The following is a 19,976-nucleotide window of genomic DNA, read 5'->3' as shown; positions in this document are numbered from 1 at the left end:
TTTCCACACTAGGCAAAGACGAAATCATCAGCACTTACACCGACGACTCCTAGAAGTGTAATTTCGTTCAAGTCCAAAGCGGTGCTGTCAAGGTCGATGATCGTGTTACCGTTTATCTCTTGAATATCCAGCGACAAGAACTCTGTCTCGGCAATACCATACCCGGAAATATCCAGCTTATCTTTTCCCACTTCAAAGTCATGGATGGTATCTAGCCCACTGTCCGGTTCAAAAACGAAGCTGTCGGCTCCTCCTTGGGCCTGTTCAAAGAGAGAACCATCTCCCCAGAGGTCGTCGTTCCCAGTCCCTCCGACAATGATATCGTTCCCTCCGACAGTGTCGCCGTATAGGTTCGGAGCGTCGCCTACGATCAGGTCATCGTCTGCTCCGCCGTTCAAAACATCGTCGGAGTTCTGGCCGAAGCCAACTGCCCAATCCGTATCTCCGAACAAATAGTCGCCACCATCACCACCCGAGATTGTATCATTCCCATACAGACCGACGACCACGTCGTTGCCGTCACCCATTTCGGCGACATCGTCCAAGTCAGTGAGAATAACATCCTCACTGACATCACTGCCAACAACATGAACCGGAGCCTGTTTTCCCTTGGCGGAATAAAAATCGAAGTGAGGAACATTCTCCTCTTCAGTATAAAGGTGATCTATATAGCTATCGAAGTTCTTTTTGGACGCAAGCACGCCCAAGTCGACTACAGAGCTTTCGCTATCGTTTTTCGGTGGTTTTCGCGGCATTATACTTCCCTCAAAGATGGAAAGGAATTGCTTCTGCCTGATCTGCCGTCGGTTCACGGTACAGCATCGGTTTGACTACGTCTACCGCCATTGATTTCGGTCGACCCGAGCTTGAGGGTTTCGCGTCCCCGTCAAAGCTCAGAATTAGCAAGTGGAATTTTGAGAGCGTGGGCTAAAGGCTTTCCTCGAATGGCACCAATGTCCGCCAACCGGACGTTCATTCGGGTAAGGCGTGCTGCGGTGCGGCCAACGGCAGCTTTGTCCCGCTCGGCAGAAATTGAATTGGTTGCACTGTGCGGCAAACTTTATTTGCCGGTTCGCATATTAGCATCTTCATCCGCTTCTGGTTCGCTAGCGTACCCATCGGTAGTTTCCCGCCGATAAATTCGAATTAATCTGAATGAGTATTGTACGGGCCCCGGTCGTCCCTAGCTATATTAGGCGGAGGGAGAGAACCGCCAATCTACTAAAAAAGCTCGAGCAGCGCGCTGAAAAACCGTTGGCGCGCAAAGGGATACCTATGTCCGTTGAACAAGGGATGGTCACATAAAACCACAACAGGAGATCACGATGGTCGCACTTTCACAGGGAACTTGGATTGTCATTGCTGACGGCGAAAAAGCACTGTTCATGGAGAACATTACGGACGCGGAAGACCCGAATTTGATGATTGTTTCCGTCGAAGAGACCGACGGGCCGGCAGGCCGACCATCGGATCGGGCAGGGCGGCGCGCTGATGCTGGTCCGAACCAGAAATCCGCGGTTGAAGAACCCAAGTGGAAAGCGCAGGCAAAGTCTCTGTTCGTGCAAGACGTTGCTAACCTGTTGAACCGAAAGGGGTTGAAGGGAGCGTATAAACGGCTTGTCCTGGTCGCCAGCCCTCATGTCCTGGGCCTTTTGCGTCGGCGTCTGCACAGCGAAGTGCTGGGCAAGGTCGTGGCCGAAGTTGACAAGACTTTGACCAACCACCCACTCCATAAGGTCGAGCAGGTTTTGATTAACCGTTTGAAGCCTGCAACTTAGACTAAATTCCGAAAGCAGGCGACACGCTCGCCTGCTTATCCCATGCGGGCGGCCAACAGTGTCCGCAGATTTGCCATGGCCGTCTCCGGCCCGTCGACCCACGTAATGAAATCGCCCAGCGAAGCGTCGGCAAAGCCCTGACCAATGACCTGCTGCACTAGATCGTGCAGGGCGTCCCAATACCCGTCCACGTTCATCACCAGAATGGGTTTGTCGTGCAGGCCCAACTGGCGCCATGTCAACGCTTCGAACAGCTCGTCCAGCGATCCGGGGCCGCCGGGAAGGACGACAACCGCATCCGCGTTCATGATCATGACCTTCTTACGCTCGTGCATCGTTTCGGTGATCACAAAACGGGTCAGGTCGGTCTTGCCAACCTCGCGCTGTAACAGGTGAACTGGGATGACGCCGAACGTGTCTCCTCCTGCGTCTTGTGTGGCGCGGGCGACCTCTCCCATCAGCCCCACATCTCCGGCGCCGTAGACCAGACGCCAGCCTTCTTTGGCAAGGTGCCGCCCGAATGTGCGCGCAGCCTGTGCATAGGCCGAATTAACACCATTGCGTGACCCGCAATACACACAGACGGATTTCTGGGTCATTATATAGGCTCTCCGGGGTTGTAACTGCGGTTTTGACCCCTGATAGCGGGATTGATAGATTGGCTCAACCGTCACGCAGAATGTGTGGAAGTCAAAGCATTTGCGCTGCGGAGTGAAAGGAAAAAAATGGACGCCAAGTCGGGAAGCGAAAGCACCGGTCCTGTCACCTGGGGGGTGATCATCGGGATACTGGTTCTGGTCGGGGCCACAGGGGCCTATATGTCCGGGGTGTTTGACCAAGAGCCCGAAGGGTCGGGCGCTCAAACGGATGTGGCAGATCAGCCGGTTCAAGACACCGCAACAGAGCAAAGCGCGGCCGTGTCCGAGGGTGAAGGCAGCAAACCAAGCCCTTCGGAAAACACAGAAGCGGCTGAGACCGAGGCTCCCGCAGAGCCGAAAGTAGAAACGGCCCAAGCAGAAACTGAAGCGGCGCCCGAAGTGTCACCGCCGACTCTTGATCAGATATTCGTTGAACCGGACGGGAACGCGGTTCTGTCCGGCTCGGCTGAGCCAGGTGCTTTGGTGCGCGTCCTGCTGGATGGGGAAACTCTGCACAGCTTTACGGTCGACGGCAGCGGCCAGTTTGCCGTATTCGTCACGATCCCGTTCGCCAACACCGCGCGGGGGCTTGTGTTGGAGACAGACAAAGACGATCAGCCGGTCCGGTCGGATGACTACTTGATCGCTGCCTTACCCGAGCCCAAGGTCGAAATTACGGCGGCTGAACCCGCTGAAGACGCACCGGCAACGCCCGAAGCGCGGGAATCCTCTTCGGCAGGTGCTGAAACTGCGCAGACTGAGACGTCAGTGCCCGAGGATGATCAGGTCGCGAGCGCCAGTCAGCAGTCCGACGATGAACAGAACGAGACGGGCGCCCCGACACAGGGCGGCGAACTGCTAGACACCGCGCAAGCGGAAACCGCTCCGACCGCGGATGCTGTGCTTGACGCTCCGGAAGAGCCTGTGCAGGAAGAAACCCAAAATCAACAGGTTGCGATACTGCGTTCGGGTGAAGACGGGATTGAGCTGGTGCAACCTGCGTCTCCACAGGACAGCGCATCGGATCAGGTTGCACTGGACACTATCGGGTATTCTGACGCCGGTGATGTCGAGTTGACGGGCCGCGTGCCTGATGGTTCGGTGGTGCGCCTTTACTTGAACAACCGATTGGTTGCGGATTTGCCGCCAACCGATGACGGTAAGTGGCGCAGCGAGCTTGAGGGGGTCGACCCCGGTGTTTACACCTTGCGGGTGGATGAGGTCGGTACGGACGGAACCGTCGTCAGCCGTCTTGAGACGCCCTTCAAACGCGAACCTCTAGAAGTTCTGCGTGCCGCTGATGCCGCCAATGGGTCTGCCGCACCCGATGCGCCGGTCATCCGTTCGGTCACTGTTCAGGAGGGCGACACGTTGTGGGCAATCTCGCGTGATCGCTATGGGGATGGGCTTTTGTTCGTGCGTGTGTTCGAAGCCAACCGCAATGCGATCCGTGATCCTGATCTGATCTATCCAGGGCAGGTCTTCACCATTCCCGAGTAATCCTGTACTTCTGACCCTCTTGGGTCAGGGGCCAATCTCTGACCGCAGGTTTGGTACGTGATGAGACGAGCAGCCCATATGCATTCCGACGACATGCCCCAGGTCGACGAACGCCGTTCCGGCTGGCGAACGATCCGCAAGGTCGCCCCCTATCTATGGCCCGAGGATGAGCCATGGGTGAAACGACGTGTCGTTATCGCCATGAGTATGTTGGTTATCGCCAAGCTGATCGCTGTCTACACGCCGATCCTTTACAAGGGCGCGGTTGACAGCCTTGCCGCCGAGGGGGTGCCTCCGCTCGCACTCGGAGCCGTTGGGCTGACGGTCGCTTACGGTGTTGCGCGGATGATGACGGTGGGGTTCCAGCAGTTGCGCGATGCGGCGTTTGCACCTGTCGGTCAGCGGGCATTGCGGGCCTTGGCGCTTGAGACCTTTCAGCACATACACCAATTGTCGATGCGCTATCACGTGACCCGCCGTACCGGTGGCCTTAGCCGGATCATCGAGCGTGGCGTCAAGGGGGTCGATTTTCTACTGCGATTCCTATTGTTCTCTATCGGGCCTTTGATCCTTGAGCTGCTATTGGTTGCGATCATCCTGATGTGGTTGTTCGACGTGTGGTATCTGGTTGTGGTCGCGGTCACCATCGCGCTGTACATCTGGTTCACTTTTGCGGTGACAGAATGGCGCGTAAAATTGCGCCGTGAGATGAACGATCAGGACACCGAAGCCAACCAACGCGCCATCGATAGTCTGCTGAATTTTGAAACCGTCAAGTATTTCAATGCGGAAGAACGCGAAGCTGAGCGGTATGACGTGTCGATGAAGGCTTACGCTGGGGCCGCGCTCAAAACGGCGTACTCATTGGCTTTCCTGAATTTCGGGCAGTCCTTCCTGATTACCTGTGGGTTGATCGGGGTCATGGTGCTGGCCGCGCTGGGCGTGCAAGCGGGTACATTAACCGTGGGCGATTTCGTGATGGTGAATGCCTACATGATCCAGATTACAGTGCCTTTGAACTTTCTGGGAACGGTCTATCGTGAGATCCGGCAGGCTCTGGTTGATATGGGGCAGATGTTCGATCTGTTAGAGCAGCCGGCCGAGGTAACGGATAAGCCCAATGCGCCCGCGCTGGATGTGACCGGCGGCGAGGTGACGCTACAGGATGTCCGGTTTGGGTATGATCCTGACCGTGAAATCCTGAAGGGCGTGTCGTTGACCGTTCCTGCGGGGCAGACTGTGGCAATCGTGGGGGCAACAGGGTCGGGTAAATCCACAATAGGGCGTCTGCTGTTTCGGTTCTATGATGTGACCGGCGGGGCATTGAAAATCGACGGGCAGGACGTACGGGACGTGTCGCAAACCAGCCTGCATTCGGCCATCGGAGTTGTCCCGCAGGATACCGTATTGTTCAACGATACGATCCGCTACAACATCGCGTACGGCCGCAATGGTGCCACGCAAGAGGATGTCGAAGCCGCCGCAAGAGCGGCGCAAATCCACGACTTTATCGTTACGTTGCCTGAAGGCTATGACACCAAGGTTGGGGAACGTGGGCTGAAACTTTCAGGCGGGGAAAAGCAGCGGGTTGGGATCGCGCGCACGTTGCTCAAGAACCCTCCGATCCTCTTGCTGGACGAAGCGACATCGGCGCTGGATACCGACACCGAGCAAGAGATCAAGGACGCGTTGGCCCAAGCTGGCAAAGGACGCACGGTGCTGACCATTGCCCATCGTCTTAGCACAATCGCCGAGTCCGATCGTATTGTTGTGTTGGAACGTGGCGAGATCATCGAACAAGGCACTCATGACGAATTGCTGCAGCGTGAAGGGCGGTACGCGCAATTGTGGAACCGGCAGCAATCGGACGCGCAAGCAGCGTAATCTTGTGCTAGACTTCGGGATATTCTCCGGAGGTGTTGGAATGCGTCAGTTTTCGTGGATATCCTTTGTTTGCGTGGCAACGCTGACATGCAGTGCAGCTTGGGCCGGAGATGACCCGATCATAGGCGTCTGGAAGACCGAGCCGGATCGCAAGAACCTGACGTCGCACATCAAGATTACCGCGTGTGGCGATGCGTTTTGCGGGCAAATCCTGTCGGCGTATGACGCGTCGGGCAAAGAGGTTCAGACGCCCAACATCGGTAAGAAACTGTTTTGGGATGTGACCAGCGAAGGCAATGGCAAATACGGAGGGGGCGAATTCTGGGTTCCCCTGATTGACGTGGATGCCGTGCCGCAGATGACGCTTGAGGGCGATACTTTGCGGGTGAAGGGCTGCGAGCATCATATCTGCGCTCATCAATCCTGGACGCGCCTGTAAGGAAGCGGGGCCGGCACTGCCGACCCCGATGTATTACTCAGCGGCCCTAAGAGGTGACCCCGGTGGAGTGTCCTTGCGTGGGTCTTCGGGTTTGTCGTCCCAGATCACTTCGGCCGATTGTGCTTCAAGTGCAGCCTTGTCTGTCTCCATGTCCTGGGCGACCTGGCTGGACTGACCGCTAGACGCACGAACCACAAGTTTCGCAAGCAACACTGCATAGGTCGAAACCCAGACGCGCAGGGCTAGGAATGATGGCGTGACGATCAGGGTCAGGATGGTTGCAATTCCCAAACCAAAGACCACGGCTGTTGCAAGTTGCTTCCACCACAGCGCAGTCGGGCTGTCGATGGAATAACCACCGTTGATAAAGTCCAGCGACAGGCCGAACATCATCGGGGTCAGACCTGCCATAGTGGTCAGGGTGGTTAGCAGAACCGGGCGAATACGGGCCTCGGCGGTGCGGATGATCGCCTCGATCCGAGGCATGTAGCGGCTGTATTCCTGATAGGTGTCGATCAGAACAATGTTATTGTTCACCACGATCCCGGCCAAAGCTACGATCCCTGTACCCGTCATGATGATCGAGAAGGGCTGCTGCATCACCATCATGCCCAGCAACACTCCGGTGGTCGACAGCACCACCGCCAACAGCACCAGAACCGAGTTGTAGAAGCTGTTGAATTGCGCCAACAGGATCACGAACATCAACCCCAGTGCACCCAAGAATGCATTGGCAAGGAAAGCCCCGGATTCGGCCTGTTCCTCTTGGTCGCCGGTCCATTCCCAAGAGATCGCCGGACCAAAGGGGTTCGTGTCCAGCCATTCTGTCAGCACTGCAATGCGTTCGTTGGGGTTCACCGGCGAGATCGACGCGGACCCTTCGTCGATCAACGCCTGAAGGGCGCCCACGTTTTCAGACCCGGTCAGCAACACAACATCGTACTCAACGCCGTTGGTGCCAGTCAGGCTTAGATCGGTTGCGGTCGTGTCTGCAGCGACCTGTCGCAGCACGGCCAACCTTGTGGAGGTACCGTCAGCGGCCTGAGTTGTAACCTTGCTGAGGCCCGGTTCCACATCCGCCTTCACATCGAAGTATCGCTGCTGGTCGACACGGTTGATCTCGGCCAGTTTTGCAACCGGCTGGCGGGTGACAAAGTTGGAAAGCGGGACCAGTCCGTCGGCTGTCCGGACTTTCAGAGTATCCAGCGTCGACAAGACGCGATCTTCATCGGGCAGGCGGACACGGATCTCGATCTCTTCATCGACCGTTTCGGGGCGCATTTCCCCCAGCAAAAGGCCGCGTGTGACCAGTTGCACCATCGCGCCAACGGTCGCTACATCCGCGCCAAACCGGCCCGCTTTTGCGACGTCGACGTCAATCTGCCAGTCGATACCCGGCAGCGGGAGGGTGTCCTCGATCTTGATCAGGCCGGGAGTTCTATCGAACACCGCCCGCGCGGCAGTCGTGGCGGCTGTCAGCTGCTCTCGGTTGTCGCCCTTGAGGCGCAGGTGCACCGGTTTGGCCGAAGCCGGGCCTTGTTCCAAGGGCAGGATCTCGACCACGATCCCTGGCAACGTCGCCAGTTCCGCGTTCAACTGATCCAGAACGAAGTCACCGTCATACTCCGGAGCGATCGTCTGGCGGTCCAAAAGGCCAAAGAGGATCGGCTCGGACAGGGTAGGGCGGTCCTCCCACGGGATAATCTCGAACTGTACGCGACCGATCGTGTCGGCCGGTGCCTGTGCGCCACCGTTGTTCTGGTTCAGCCCCCCTTCACCCGCAAACGAAAACACATTGATGACCGCAGGATGGGCACCAATGATTTGCTCGGCAGCCAGCACCATCTCGTCTTTTTCCGACAACGAGATATTGCCCCGTGCGCGGACATAGGCCGTGGCCTGCTCTGGCTCGCTTTCGACAAAGAACTCGACCCCGCGGTTGTTATTGCCGTAGGCGAACATGACCGCCATCACCAGAATGGCAACGACGACGATGGAAACGACCGGCATGATCGGGTTGCCAACCAGAAACTTGATGAAATGCCCGAACCGAGTGTGTTCGCGCACAGTATGCACGTGCTGATCCGGAGCGCGCTCGATCTTGATCGCGCTCAGCGTGATCGACCCGGCAAAAGCTCCGAGGATGAACAGAACCGCGCCCAACAAAAGGCCACCCGCAGGAATCAGGAAGGCTGGGTTCAACATTTGCATCGCGCCCAGGAACATCAGCAGAAGGGCGGGCGGCACCATCAGGGCGCGCATGTTCCATGAGAACCTCGCACGTAGCCAGTGCGAGGCGCGGTCAAACATACGGCTCAGACGGCCCGAAACACCGCCCATGACCGGCAGGTAGATTAGGGCAACGATCAACGAGGCTGACAGAACAAAGATCAGGGTGACCGGAAGCATGCCCATGAACTCACCCGGTACACCGGGCCAGAACAGCATGGGCAGAAACGCGCACAGCGTTGTCGCGGTCGAGGACACGATGGGCCAGAACATCCGCTGGGCGGCTTCGACATAGGCGTGCATTGGCCCGACGCCGTCCTTGATGCGTTTGTCAGCATACTCCACGACAACGATCGCGCCGTCGACCAGCATGCCCACCGCAAGGATCAGACCAAACATAACGATGTTTGAGATGCTGACACCCATAACTGCAAGAAAGGCGAAACACAAAAGGAACGAGGTCGGAATGGCGAACCCGACCAGCAGGGCTGCACGTGTACCCAATGCGGCCAGCACCACGATCATAACCAGTGCAATCGCCGTCAGGACCGAGCCTTCGAGCTGGCTAACCATTGATCCGACGATGCGGCTTTGGTCGTTCGATGTGCCAAGCTGGATCGCGGCCTGCATCTCGGGCGGCCATTTGGTGCGAGCCTCGGCAATGGTCTTTTTGACGTCTTCAACCGTGTCTATCAGGTTGAAGCCCTTGCGCTTGACTACCTGCAAGGCGACGGTGGATTCGCTGTTGAACCGGGCAGTGCCTTCGCGATCCTCGAACGTATAATTGATCTGCGCCAGCTCTCCCATCGTGACGACGCGGTCACCGTTCACCTTGACCGGCAGGTCATACACGTCCTGAGCCGTTTTGAACGATGAAGGAATCTTGACCGAGAAGGTACCTTGTTCGGTTTCGACCTCACCGGCTGCAATCAGTTGGTTGTTGTTCTGGACGACGTTGATCAATTCAGCGGCCGTGACGTCATAAGCCTCAAGCCGCAACGGGTCGATGATGACCTCAAGCAGTTCGTCCCGGTTGCCCGCAATGCCGGCTTCCAGAACCGAGTCCATGGCCTCAAGATCGTCCTGCAAATCTTTGGCAACGCGCGCCATCGTGCGTTCGGGGACTGCTCCGGTCAGGTTGACGATCACGATCGGGAATTCGGAAAAGTTGATCTCGGTCAGGGAATACTGTTCGGCCCCGTCCGGAAACTCGGCCTGAGCACTGTTCATCGCGTCGCGCACATCGGCCATGATGGCTGTCTTGTCCCAGCCAAAGTCGAACTCGAGCGCGACCCCGGCGTAGCTTTCTGCCGCCGTCGAGGTCATCTCTTTCAGGCCGTCCAGGTCGGCCAGCTCGGTCTCCATCGGTTTGACCAGAAGGTTCTCAGAGTCTTCGGCCGAGATCCCTGGAAACTGAACCGAAACGAACAGGGCAGGGATTTCGATGTCCGGCTCGCCTTCCTTGGGCAGGCCAACATAGGCAAAACCACCGATCACCAGCGAAATCGCGATAAAGGCGAGGACCATGCGGGCCCGGCCAGCGGCCCAACTGACGATACCGGTCATTCGGAGGGTTCCTTGTATGTAGGCTCAACCGTCACACCGCTGGTTACGAATTCCTGACCAACAACAATCACGTCAACGGTTTCGGGCAACCCACCCAACCACACGCCCTCTGACGAGTCGCGCAGCAGACTGACAGGCTTGAAGTCGACCACGTTGCCACTGCCGATCGTCCGTATGCCCACTTTTCCTTCGTGGTTCAGGGTCAGGGCCGATTGCGGCAGCAGATGCGCCTTGGCGCCTTCCGCGGCAATGCGGATATCCGCAGTCTGACCGTCGCGGATCGAAAGATCGGGGTTGGGAACGGTAACTTCAACTTCGAAGGTTCGCGTGGTTTCGTCGGCCGATCGGCTCAGAAATGTGACGCGACCGGCGACCTGCAGCCCGGTCACCAATGTTGCCGAGGCCTCGGACCCGACAATCACACGGTTGACCTCGGCTTCGGGGACAAACCCAACCAACTTGATTGGGTCCAGCTGAATCACGGTCGCACACAAAGACCCCGGTTGCATGAGACTCCCCAGTTCAGCCGTATCGCTTTCCAGCAGACCGTCAAAAGGTGCCTCAATGGTCTGACGATCAATTTCGCGCCGCGCGGCTTCGACTTCGGCGATGGCGGCTTCAATGCCTGCGCGGGTCGCCTCAAGCCCCGCCTCGGCGGTCTTGATCCCTGCCTCGGCTGTGCGCATGGCCGCCTGGCTTGAAATTTTGCGCGTTTCCGAGCCGAACCCGGTTTCAGACAGGCGCTCGGCGGCGGTCAGATTGATCTCGGCCTCTGCGACCAGGGCGTGCGCCTCTTCCAGACGGGCTTCGGCTTCGGGGATACGGCTTTCGGCCTCCAGCTTGCCCGCCATGGCCTCGGCCAGGCTGGCTGGACGCGTGCCCGGATCAAGTTCACACAGCAAGTCGCCGGCTTTCACAAAGCTGCCCTTACGTTTGGGATCTGAGATCACGGTCGAGGTTGTTTCGGCCAGAACTTCGACCTGCCGGTTGGCTTTCGTCTGCCCACGCAGCAGAACAGCACTGTCAATTTCGCGTGCGGATGACCTAACGGCAACAACACCGACGACGGCCTGAGAAGCCCCCGAAACAGCCTCACCTTGTGCGTCAGAAGCGACATTTTCGTCGGCTTCCGCACGGTCAGCCAAAGCGAAAAGGGCGTCGCGTTCGAAGACTAGCAGAAACAGCGCGACGACAACGAGCAAGGCATTTACCAGTGAAATCAAACGCATGTAGAATTTCTCCCAGAATTCTTCGCCAAGATTTCTTCGGCGCTCAGGCATAAATGTGGGCCTGATTATGTATCTTTTCTACGCTGAACTGAATAGTTTGGTTCACATTTTTGCGCAACCCTGACGGGATAGGGTGAAAATGTGCGAATTCCGGCCCTTGGCTTGGCAAGGGTGCCGGGGTATGACATGGCGCCATACACCACTGACACAGCCCGGAGGGCAGGGATGAGCGACGTCGACAGTTTTATTGATGAGGTGACCGAAGAGGTGCGCCGAGACCGCCTTTACCTGCTGTTGCGCCGGTGGGGGTGGATTGGTGTCCTGCTTGTGGTTCTTATCGTCGGCGGTGCCGCGTTCAACGAAATCCGCAAATCGCGGGCAACTTCGCAGGCTCAGGATTTAGGCGACGCGATTCTTGCAGCGCTGGCCAAGAACGACTCGGGTGAACGCGCGACTGATCTTGCAGCAGTCGAGAGTGCCTCGCCGGGTGGTGACGCTGTTCTGAACATGCTGCTGTCCGCATCACAGGTTGAAGCCGGATCCGAGCAGGATGCAGTGGATAGCCTGAACACGATTGCGGTTCAGGGGGACCTGCCAGAAATCTACCGTGCAATTGCCGCTTTCAAAGCGCTGCTGTTGCAAAGCGATACGATGCCCGCGGCAGACCGCCGCCAACAATTCGAGGCGCTTGCTGCGCCCGGTGCACCGCTGCGGTTGCTGGCTGAAGAACAACTGGCGCTGATAGACGTCGCCGAGGGTAACACCGATGCGGCTATCGAACGGTTGCAGACATTGCGCCAAGATGCCGAGATCGGTGCTGACCTGCAGCAGCGCGCTGCGCAACTGATTGTGGCCCTTGGGGGCGTACCGGAACCCTTGGTGGCCCGTCAGGGCTGACCTGCGGCGCAAACAACACTGACAGACGAGTTCGGATCATCATGGTAACAAGTCTCTTTTCTCGCGTTGGAGTGTCGGTCGCATTGGCCTCTGTCACGCTTTTGGCGGCATGTGAGGAACCTCAGGTCATCCTGCCCGGCGTCCGCGAGGATATTCGTCCAGCCTCGGACAATGAAGCAGTCGAGACACGCGGATCGAAACCGATCAGCCTGCCTGCACAACAGGCCAACGCCAATTGGTCGCAAAGTCCCGGCACTGTTGCCTATCGTACAACGCACCCGCAACTGCGTGCGACCCCTCAACGGGTTTGGTCGGCGTCGATTGGGAAAGGGGATTCGCGTAAACAACGGATCACAGCAGAGCCCGTCGTCGCAGGCGGATTGATCTACACGCTGGATTCCGAGGCTAATGTGACCGCGACCTCGACCCAGGGTCAGAAAGCTTGGAGCACGAACCTTATTCCCGCAAATGATGGTGACGAGGACGCAACCGGCGGCGGAATGGCGTATGCGAACGGGGTGCTTTACGTGTCGTCCGGGTTTGGCCGTCTGACAGCACTGGATGGCAAGACTGGGGCAATCCGCTGGCAAAAGCGCTTGAACGCGACAGGAAGTGGCGCGCCACTGGTCAACGATGGGCTGCTCTATCTGGTCGCAGGGGACGAAACAGGTTGGGCCGTGGATACCAGCAACGGACGCATTGCCTGGCAGATTCAAGGCACACCGAGCGTGGGTAATGTTCTGGGGGCTCCGGCCCCTGTGATCGCGCAGGATTTTGCGGTGTTTGCATTTGGATCCGGCGATGTGGCGGCCACTTTCCGCAAGGGCGGAATTCGTCGCTGGAATGCTTCGGTCGCCGGAGGGCGTCGAGGACGGGCGGCGGCCCAGATCGTGGATGTTACCGGTGGGCCGATGGTGGCCGGGGACACTATCTATATTGGCAACCACTCGGGTCGGACCGTGGCGTTCGAGATCGGATCGGGCGAGCGGAAATGGACCGCCGATGAAGGTGCAATTGACACTGTATGGCCGGTTGGCGGAAGCCTGTTTCAGATCAGCGACCGCAGCCAGTTGGTGCGTCTGGACTCATCCGATGGGGCGGTCATATGGGCGCAGGATCTGCCGGGTTTTGTCAAGGACAAGCCCAATCGCCGAGGACCGATCGTTGCCCATTATGGGCCCATTCTGGCTGGGGGGCGCATTGTTGTTGCCTCGAATGACGGCTTTGTACGGTTCTTCAATCCCGTTGACGGGACGCTGTTAAACCGTGTGGAAGTGCCTGGCGGGGCGACAACTGCGCCGGTTGTAGCGGGGCAGACGCTGTATGTCGTATCGAGCAAAGGTGATCTACACGCTTTCCGTTGACGCAAAGATGCGCTAAAGGGCGCGTCTGAGTCTTGAAAGTTGAATGTTATGTCGCTGACCCTCGCCATCGTGGGGCGCCCCAATGTGGGCAAATCCACCCTGTTCAATCGCCTTGTGGGCAAACGCTTGGCCCTGGTCGACGACCAGCCAGGCGTGACGCGAGACCTGCGCGAAGGCGAGGGGCGTCTGGCGGATCTGCGCTTTACCGTGATCGACACCGCCGGGCTTGAGGACGCGACCGATGACAGCTTGCAGGGCCGGATGCGCCGTCTGACCGAGCGTGCGGTGGACATGGCCGATGTCTGCCTTTTCATGATCGACGCGCGGGTTGGCGTGACACCGACCGACGAGCTTTTCGCTGATATCCTGCGCAAACGTTCGAAACATGTGATCCTTGCGGCGAACAAGGCCGAAGGCTCGGCCGCCGATGCCGGTGTGCTTGAGGCTTATAACCTTGGCCTTGGCGAGCCTGTCCGCCTGTCGGGTGAACACGGCGAGGGGATGACAGACCTTTATACCCAGTTGATGCCTCTGGCCGACGCGGCCGAAGAGCAGGCGCAGGATGAGGCCCCGGAAACCGATATCGAACTGGATGAGGATGGTGAGGGCGAAACGCCTCTGATCACTGCGGCCAAGCCGTTGCAGGTGGCCGTAGTAGGTCGCCCAAATGCAGGCAAATCTACGCTGATCAATAAGATCATGGGCGAGGACCGTTTGCTGACAGGCCCCGAGGCCGGGATTACCCGCGACGCGATCAGCCTACGTATTGACTGGGCTGACCCGGATGGCGATAGCACGCCGATGCGGATTTTCGACACGGCGGGTATGCGCAAAAAGGCAAAAGTTCAGGAAAAGTTGGAAAAGCTATCCGTCTCGGACGGCCTGCGCGCGGTGAAATTCGCCGAGGTCGTGGTGGTCCTGCTGGACGCGGCGATTCCGTTTGAACAGCAAGACCTTCGCATCGCCGATCTGGCCGAGCGTGAGGGCCGTGCGGTCGTGATCGCGGTGAACAAGTGGGATATCGAAGAGGACAAGCAGGAGAAACTGCGCGACCTCAAGGAATCCTTCGAACGTCTGCTGCCGCAGTTGCGCGGCGCGCCTCTGATCACCGTGTCTGCGAAAACAGGCCGGGGACTGGAGCGCTTGCGCTCTGCCATCCTGCGGGCCCATGATGTGTGGAACCGCCGTGTACCGACTGCGGCGCTGAACCGGTGGCTGACCGCAATGCTGGAGCAGCACCCGCCGCCAGCGCCGCAAGGTCGCCGAATCAAACTGCGCTATATGACACAGGCCAAAACCCGCCCGCCGGGATTTGTGGTGATGTGCTCGCACCCTGACAAGATGCCCGAAAGCTATAACCGCTATCTGGTCAATGGTCTGCGAGAGGATTTTGACATGCCCGGCACACCCATCCGCCTGACGCTGCGCGGGCAGGGTGACAAGAACCCATACAAGGGACGGCGCAAGAAAAACGCTGGTGCTTTAGCCAAGCATCTCAAAGGTCGCGCGTAACTGCGCCAATTTTCAGCATTTTCAGCGGTAGGGCGTGACATGCCTCGAACTGCGCGCTAGCATTCAAGCGCGTGCATCTGTTTTTGCACGCACGGGTTGCATGCGGAGATTCCGCGCTTAATTTCATGTTGATATTGAACCGGGCCATCGTGAGGGGCGGGCTGGATGGATCTTAGGGAATACACACGACAATACGCAGTCCAGGACAATCGCCTGGCTGCACTGAGTTACTTTGGAACTTTTGCCGTTTATTTTACGTCGCTGGCGCTGGCGATTGCATATGTGGATCAATGGTTCATCATGATCCCTGCCGGAGTAGTTTTTGCCTTCTCAGCTGTGCGGCTTTACGTCTTGCAGCATGATTGCGGGCATCACTCACTGTTCGAGACGCGCCAGCAAAACGAGTGGGCGGGGCACGGGCTGTCCCCCTTCACATTTGCCCCTTTTGAAGTGATGAAGCAGAACCATAACCTTCACCACTCGGGCATAGGCAATCTGGAACATCGCGAAACCGGTGAAATCCACACCATGACCCTGCGTGAATGGAATGAGGCAGACTGGAAAACCCGTTTTTTCTATCGCCTTTATCGCAATCCGTTCATTCTGGTTCCAGTAGGTGCGTTGTTTACCTATTTCATTCGTTATCGCTGGCCCAAAAACACTGTCCGGTTTGGGGTGGCGGGGGTGGTACTGCACAACCTGTCGATCGTCGTATTTTTGGGTCTGCTTTACCTCATCGCTGGCGGTACCGGCGTTTTGGTGTGGATTGTGTTCTCATTTCTGGGCGGGATGCTGGGTGTGTTCCTTGTGTACCTCCAGCACAATTTCGAGGACACCTACTGGGACCGCCGTCCCGACCTTGACCCCAAGCTGGCAGCTTTGCATGGTTCCTCTGCGCTGGATTTCGGCTGGTGGTTCGACAATGCTGTCGCTTGCATCACGTTGCACGACATCCATCATTTCAATGCGCGTATCCCATCCTATCGGCTGCGCGAATGCCACTATAACCTTCCTGCCGAATATACGCCCCGCCGGATCAAGTTCCCCGAGGCCGTCGCGGCACTGAACCTCAAGCTGTGGGACGAGGATGCCAAACGACTGGTACCGTTCCCAAAGAAGACGCGGACAACAAATCTGGCCCATAGCAGCTAGCGTATAGATCATATTCGCTTGCGGAATTGTATATTCTGTGTATATACAATTTATTGGGCGATGAAGAAAGGACAAAGAATGACCGCAGTGACCAATGTCAAAGGTGTAGGCGAAGCGTTGGGAAAAGCGCTTGTAGCCAATGGCTTCAAAACAGCCGAAGCCATTGCCAAAGCAAACCCCGCTGATCTGGTCAAGGTCCCGCGAATTGGGGCGGCGCGCGCTCCTTTGTTGATTGCCGCCGCGAAAGAGGCGGTGTCGTCCAAACCTGCAACCAAACCCACTGCAAAACCTGCCGCACGTCGGACGGCCGTACGCAAACCGGCCACGCGTAAACCTGCGGCTCGCAAGACCGTGGCCGCTGCCGCCGCTGAAAAACGTGCGCAAGAGGCGGCGCGTAAAGCGACCGAGGAGAAAGCAGCAGCAGAAGCTGCCGAAGCAAAGGCAAAGAAAAAGGCCAAAGCTAAGGCCAAGGCTGAAAAAGCGGCGAAGAAACGGGCAGAGATGGAAGCCGTGTTCTCGAAAGCCAAGGATAAGGTGAAGGCCAAGACGAAGAAGGGCAAAAAGTCCAAAAAGGACGACAAAGCCAAAGACAGTAAGAAAAAAGATGACAAGAAGAGTGGCAAGAAAAAGGATAAGAAAAAGGCGAAGAAGTAAGACCTCTTCGCCCCTTGATCTTGTTGTAACCTGCGGCTGCGGCGCGCCGGTTTTCTTATGCCAGCGTTCCGTCCGTTTGCAGCGTCAGCTTGCCTCCTAGATAGGGCGAGAGCACCTCGGGCAGGGTGACGGTGCCATCGGCGTTCTGCCCGTTTTCCAGCACCGCAATCAGGCAACGCCCGACCGCCAGACCCGAGCCGTTCAGCGTGTGGACATATTCCGGTTTACCGCCGCCTTCGGGACGGAATCGTGCGTTCATGCGACGAGCCTGAAAATCACCACAGCTCGAAACCGAGCTGATCTCACGATACGTGTTCTGACCGGGCAGCCACGCTTCGATGTCATAAGTGCGGCGCGCGCCAAAGCCCATGTCGCCGGTGCAGAGGATCACAGTGCGATAGGGCACGCCCAGCTTCTCCAGAATCCCTTCGGCGCAGCGCAGCATGCGTTTCTGCTCGTCGTCCGAATTGTCCGGATGCGTGACCGAGACCATCTCGACCTTTTCGAATTGGTGCTGGCGCAGCATCCCGCGTGTGTCTTTGCCTGCCGAACCGGCCTCAGACCGGAAGCACAGCGAATGCGCGGTATAGCGGCGGGGCAGGTAGTTTTCCTCGATCATCGTGTCGTTGACGATATTGGTCAGCGAGACCTCGGACGTCGGGATCAGCCACCAGCCTTCGCGGGTCTGATAGCTGTCCTCTCCGAATTTCGGCAATTGGCCGGTGCCCTGCATCATTTCCGACAGAACCAGTACGGGGCCGTTCACCTCGGTCAGTTCGTTTTCATTGATATGCGTGTCCAGCATGAACTGCGCCAACGCGCGGTGGATGCGGGCGACGCCGCCGGATAGCAGCACAAAACGCGAGCCGGACAGTTTAGCGGCAGTTTCAAAATCCATACCGGTCTGAACGGCGTCGATCTCAAAATGCTCTTTCGGGTTAAAGTCCAGCTCGCGCGGGTTGCCCCAGCGGTTGACCTCGACATTGTCGTTTTCATCCGCGCCTTCGGGCACGTCCTCGGCGGGCAGGTTGGCGATGCGGATTAGTTGATCCGCAAGCAGAGCGTCCAGGTCCTTGGCCTCGGTCTGCATTTGGGCGATCTCGGCCTTTTTCTCGGCTACCAGCGCGCGCAGGCGTTCGAACTCGGCCTCATCACCGCGCGCTTTGGCAGCACCGACCTCTTTGCTGGCCTTGTTCTGTTCGGCCTGTGCGGTCTCAGCGGCCAAAATTTTAGCGCGGCGGCTTTCGTCCAACCGCAGCAGGTCCGACGACACCGGCGCGTCCCCACGGCGCGCAAGGGCGGCGTCGAAGGCGGCAGGGTTTTCGCGAATGGCGCGGATGTCGTGCATGTCTCAGATCCTTGAATGCGTGAATCACTGAGACCGCTTATGCACCATCTGAACCGCAGGGTGTAGCACCGGTTACGACTTATCCGCTCCCTCGTGGGATTCATGCGCCAGATGGCCATCCCATTCTCCGACCGGGATCTTGGGTTCGGGTGGATCAGCCATGTAAGATGGGGTCATGATCTGTACTCCGTTTTCATTAAAAACGGCCACGATATTGCGGTGCAGGTCGGATCGGATCTTGGGAATGATGCTGCCCCGCGTGCTATAGCCGTTGATCTGGTAATTGATCGCGTAATCGGCCAAAGCCGTCCACAAAACAAAGGGTTCGGGCTTGGCTTTGATCCCTTTGGTTCGGCGGGCGGCCTCGATCAGCATGGCCTCGACCTTTTCGGGCGGTTCTTCATATCCGATGCCGACGGTGGTGTGCAGCAGCAGCCCGCTGCCATCGGTTTTCTTTGAGAAATTCACCACGTCCGAGTTCATCAGCTGCGCGTTGGGGATCGAGATCAGTTCGTTCTTGATGGATTTCAGATGTGTCTCCATCAGCTTGATCTGAACCACGTCGCCAATGTGGTCGCCAATCTGAATGCGATCCCCGATTGAGGTCGAGCGGCGGTAAATGACGAACAGCCCGGCCAGCATGTTCGACACGACCGAGTTCGCACCTAGTGACAGCATCGCGCCTACAAGAATGGTCAAGCCTTGAAAAGCAGCGGAATCTGATCCCGGAATGTAAGGAACGGCAAAGACCAGCGCGATCAGGATGACGACGACGCGTGCGATGTTGAAAGTTGGACTCACCCAGTGTTTTTCAAAATCCCCCAGATCGAATGACCCGGCCTCGACGGCGTCAAAGAACACTCGCATGCCCCGAATGATATAAAGCGTGACCCAGCTGATTAGACCCAGCATGATCAAGTTGGGTATGTAACTAAGGATGCCCTTGAAGATCAGTAGAACAGGCTCAGTCAGGTAAGTCAGCAGAAGCTGCGCAAAGTACCGGGTTTCTGCAAAGGCGAGCAGGACGAAGGACAGATAATAGTAGAAACCCAGAAAGAAGATCACCAGCAGAACGAAATTCAGGCCATATCGAACCAGTGCGGCAATTGCTTCAGCCTGAACGCTTTTGGCGGTGGCAGTCTCCACGTCCTTCAGATGCCGTTGTACGAATTTCAGCGTCTTGCGTCTGATCCTGCGATGCAGCCAAAGGATTATTGCAACAAAGATAGCAAAGCCGATTGTCCATGCGGTGGCTTCGATCGCTCCGGAAACTCGCGCTTGATCAGTTCGATTGGACCTGTAGGCCTGGATCGCTTGCTCAATGGCCTCGCCATGGAGAAAACCGAGAACTTCCAGTTCAATTTGCTCCAGTTCCGCGTCGGCGACTGTCACAACCGATACCGACAGTCCGTCGACCAGTATGCGTGTGCCGAGTTCAGTATCCTCATAAGTGATTGTGACTTCGAGGCTATCCGAAGCTTCGGCCGCTTCTATTATTTTTTCCTGTACTGCTTCGGCGCGTTCCGATGCTGGTAGTGCACTGGAACCACGTAAGAAAAACAGAGTATCACCGTCCACGATAACGGGTGCTTTGAAAGTCTCGGATTGTTCTTCATTTTCGACAGGGACTTCGACCGTTTCCTGACCAGAAGCAGGCACCGCACAAAGGCAAACCCATACTGTCGTGACCAGTATCTGAAGTAGCAATCCCAGTTTCAGATGAATGTGCGCCATTGGACCCCCCGCGGTTCAACTATATCGACGCAAGCGCTTGTTTCTAGGACTT

Annotated in this window: 15 protein-coding genes; 9 read left to right on the top strand and 6 right to left on the bottom strand. The window is 57.5% G+C overall.

From position 1 onward, the window contains the following. Positions 1 to 8 precede the first annotated feature (8 nt). Positions 9 to 755, bottom strand: a complete 747-nt coding sequence (locus AC2TAD_RS02975) for a calcium-binding protein (protein WP_480865851.1) — start codon at positions 753 to 755, stop codon at positions 9 to 11. A 570-nt stretch (positions 756 to 1,325) separates the two neighbouring features. Between AC2TAD_RS02975 and AC2TAD_RS02970 the strand changes: the two genes are divergently transcribed. After that, complete coding sequence (locus AC2TAD_RS02970) at positions 1,326 to 1,778, top strand: host attachment family protein (protein WP_170354573.1); 453 nt, start codon at positions 1,326 to 1,328, stop codon at positions 1,776 to 1,778. 35 nt (positions 1,779 to 1,813) lie between these two features. On the opposite strand, the gene AC2TAD_RS02965 is transcribed toward AC2TAD_RS02970, so the two are convergent. After that, complete coding sequence (locus AC2TAD_RS02965) at positions 1,814 to 2,377, bottom strand: LOG family protein (protein ID WP_480865849.1); 564 nt, start codon at positions 2,375 to 2,377, stop codon at positions 1,814 to 1,816. Positions 2,378 to 2,503: 126 nt separating this feature from the next. On the opposite strand from AC2TAD_RS02965, the gene AC2TAD_RS02960 reads away from it, so the two are divergent. The 3 genes from AC2TAD_RS02960 to AC2TAD_RS02950 all read left to right on the top strand — a co-directional run bounded on the left by AC2TAD_RS02960 (position 2,504) and on the right by AC2TAD_RS02950 (position 6,239). Further along, positions 2,504 to 3,916: an Ig-like domain-containing protein gene (locus tag AC2TAD_RS02960; RefSeq protein WP_480865847.1), complete on the top strand. Its 1,413-nt coding sequence runs from the start codon at positions 2,504 to 2,506 to the stop codon at positions 3,914 to 3,916. Positions 3,917 to 3,994: 78 nt separating this feature from the next. After that, on the top strand, positions 3,995 to 5,800 hold the full coding sequence (locus tag AC2TAD_RS02955) for an ABCB family ABC transporter ATP-binding protein/permease (RefSeq protein ID WP_480866644.1): 1,806 nt from the start codon (positions 3,995 to 3,997) through the stop codon (positions 5,798 to 5,800). A 40-nt stretch (positions 5,801 to 5,840) separates the two neighbouring features. After that, positions 5,841 to 6,239 (top strand): DUF2147 domain-containing protein, encoded by a 399-nt coding sequence (locus AC2TAD_RS02950; protein ID WP_170354569.1) that lies wholly within the window; start codon positions 5,841 to 5,843, stop codon positions 6,237 to 6,239. A 33-nt stretch (positions 6,240 to 6,272) separates the two neighbouring features. On the opposite strand, the gene AC2TAD_RS02945 is transcribed toward AC2TAD_RS02950, so the two are convergent. After that, entirely contained in the window at positions 6,273 to 10,034 is a 3,762-nt protein-coding gene (locus AC2TAD_RS02945; RefSeq protein ID WP_480865845.1) for an efflux RND transporter permease subunit, read from the bottom strand. After that, positions 10,031 to 11,263, bottom strand: a complete 1,233-nt coding sequence (locus AC2TAD_RS02940; protein WP_480865844.1) for an efflux RND transporter periplasmic adaptor subunit — start codon at positions 11,261 to 11,263, stop codon at positions 10,031 to 10,033. Before AC2TAD_RS02940 ends, AC2TAD_RS02945 begins: the two co-directional genes overlap by 4 nt. A gap of 225 nt (positions 11,264 to 11,488) precedes the next feature. On the opposite strand from AC2TAD_RS02940, the gene AC2TAD_RS02935 reads away from it, so the two are divergent. The 5 genes from AC2TAD_RS02935 to AC2TAD_RS02915 all read left to right on the top strand — a co-directional run bounded on the left by AC2TAD_RS02935 (position 11,489) and on the right by AC2TAD_RS02915 (position 16,842). Next, positions 11,489 to 12,160, top strand: a complete 672-nt coding sequence (locus AC2TAD_RS02935; protein ID WP_170354566.1) for a hypothetical protein — start codon at positions 11,489 to 11,491, stop codon at positions 12,158 to 12,160. Between the two features lie 41 nt (positions 12,161 to 12,201). Further along, positions 12,202 to 13,524, top strand: coding sequence for a PQQ-like beta-propeller repeat protein (locus tag AC2TAD_RS02930; protein ID WP_480865842.1), 1,323 nt, complete (start codon positions 12,202 to 12,204; stop codon positions 13,522 to 13,524). A 48-nt stretch (positions 13,525 to 13,572) separates the two neighbouring features. Next, positions 13,573 to 15,036 carry a ribosome biogenesis GTPase Der gene (gene der / locus AC2TAD_RS02925; RefSeq protein WP_480865840.1) on the top strand — a complete coding sequence of 488 codons (1,464 nt, stop codon included), beginning with the start codon at positions 13,573 to 13,575 and terminating at the stop codon, positions 15,034 to 15,036. Positions 15,037 to 15,201: 165 nt separating this feature from the next. Next, positions 15,202 to 16,188, top strand: coding sequence for a fatty acid desaturase (locus AC2TAD_RS02920; protein WP_170752519.1), 987 nt, complete (start codon positions 15,202 to 15,204; stop codon positions 16,186 to 16,188). Between the two features lie 60 nt (positions 16,189 to 16,248). Beyond that, on the top strand, positions 16,249 to 16,842 hold the full coding sequence (locus AC2TAD_RS02915; RefSeq protein ID WP_480865838.1) for a helix-hairpin-helix domain-containing protein: 594 nt from the start codon (positions 16,249 to 16,251) through the stop codon (positions 16,840 to 16,842). A 55-nt stretch (positions 16,843 to 16,897) separates the two neighbouring features. On the opposite strand, the gene serS is transcribed toward AC2TAD_RS02915, so the two are convergent. Beyond that, positions 16,898 to 18,190 carry a serine--tRNA ligase gene (serS, locus tag AC2TAD_RS02910; protein ID WP_480865836.1) on the bottom strand — a complete coding sequence of 431 codons (1,293 nt, stop codon included), beginning with the start codon at positions 18,188 to 18,190 and terminating at the stop codon, positions 16,898 to 16,900. A 72-nt stretch (positions 18,191 to 18,262) separates the two neighbouring features. After that, entirely contained in the window at positions 18,263 to 19,924 is a 1,662-nt protein-coding gene (locus AC2TAD_RS02905; RefSeq protein ID WP_480865835.1) for a mechanosensitive ion channel family protein, read from the bottom strand. Between the last annotated feature and the right edge of the window lie 52 nt (positions 19,925 to 19,976).

This window comes from Ruegeria sp. HKCCD7628, from assembly GCF_057221005.1.
This window is presented reverse-complemented; position numbering and strand designations above follow the sequence as displayed.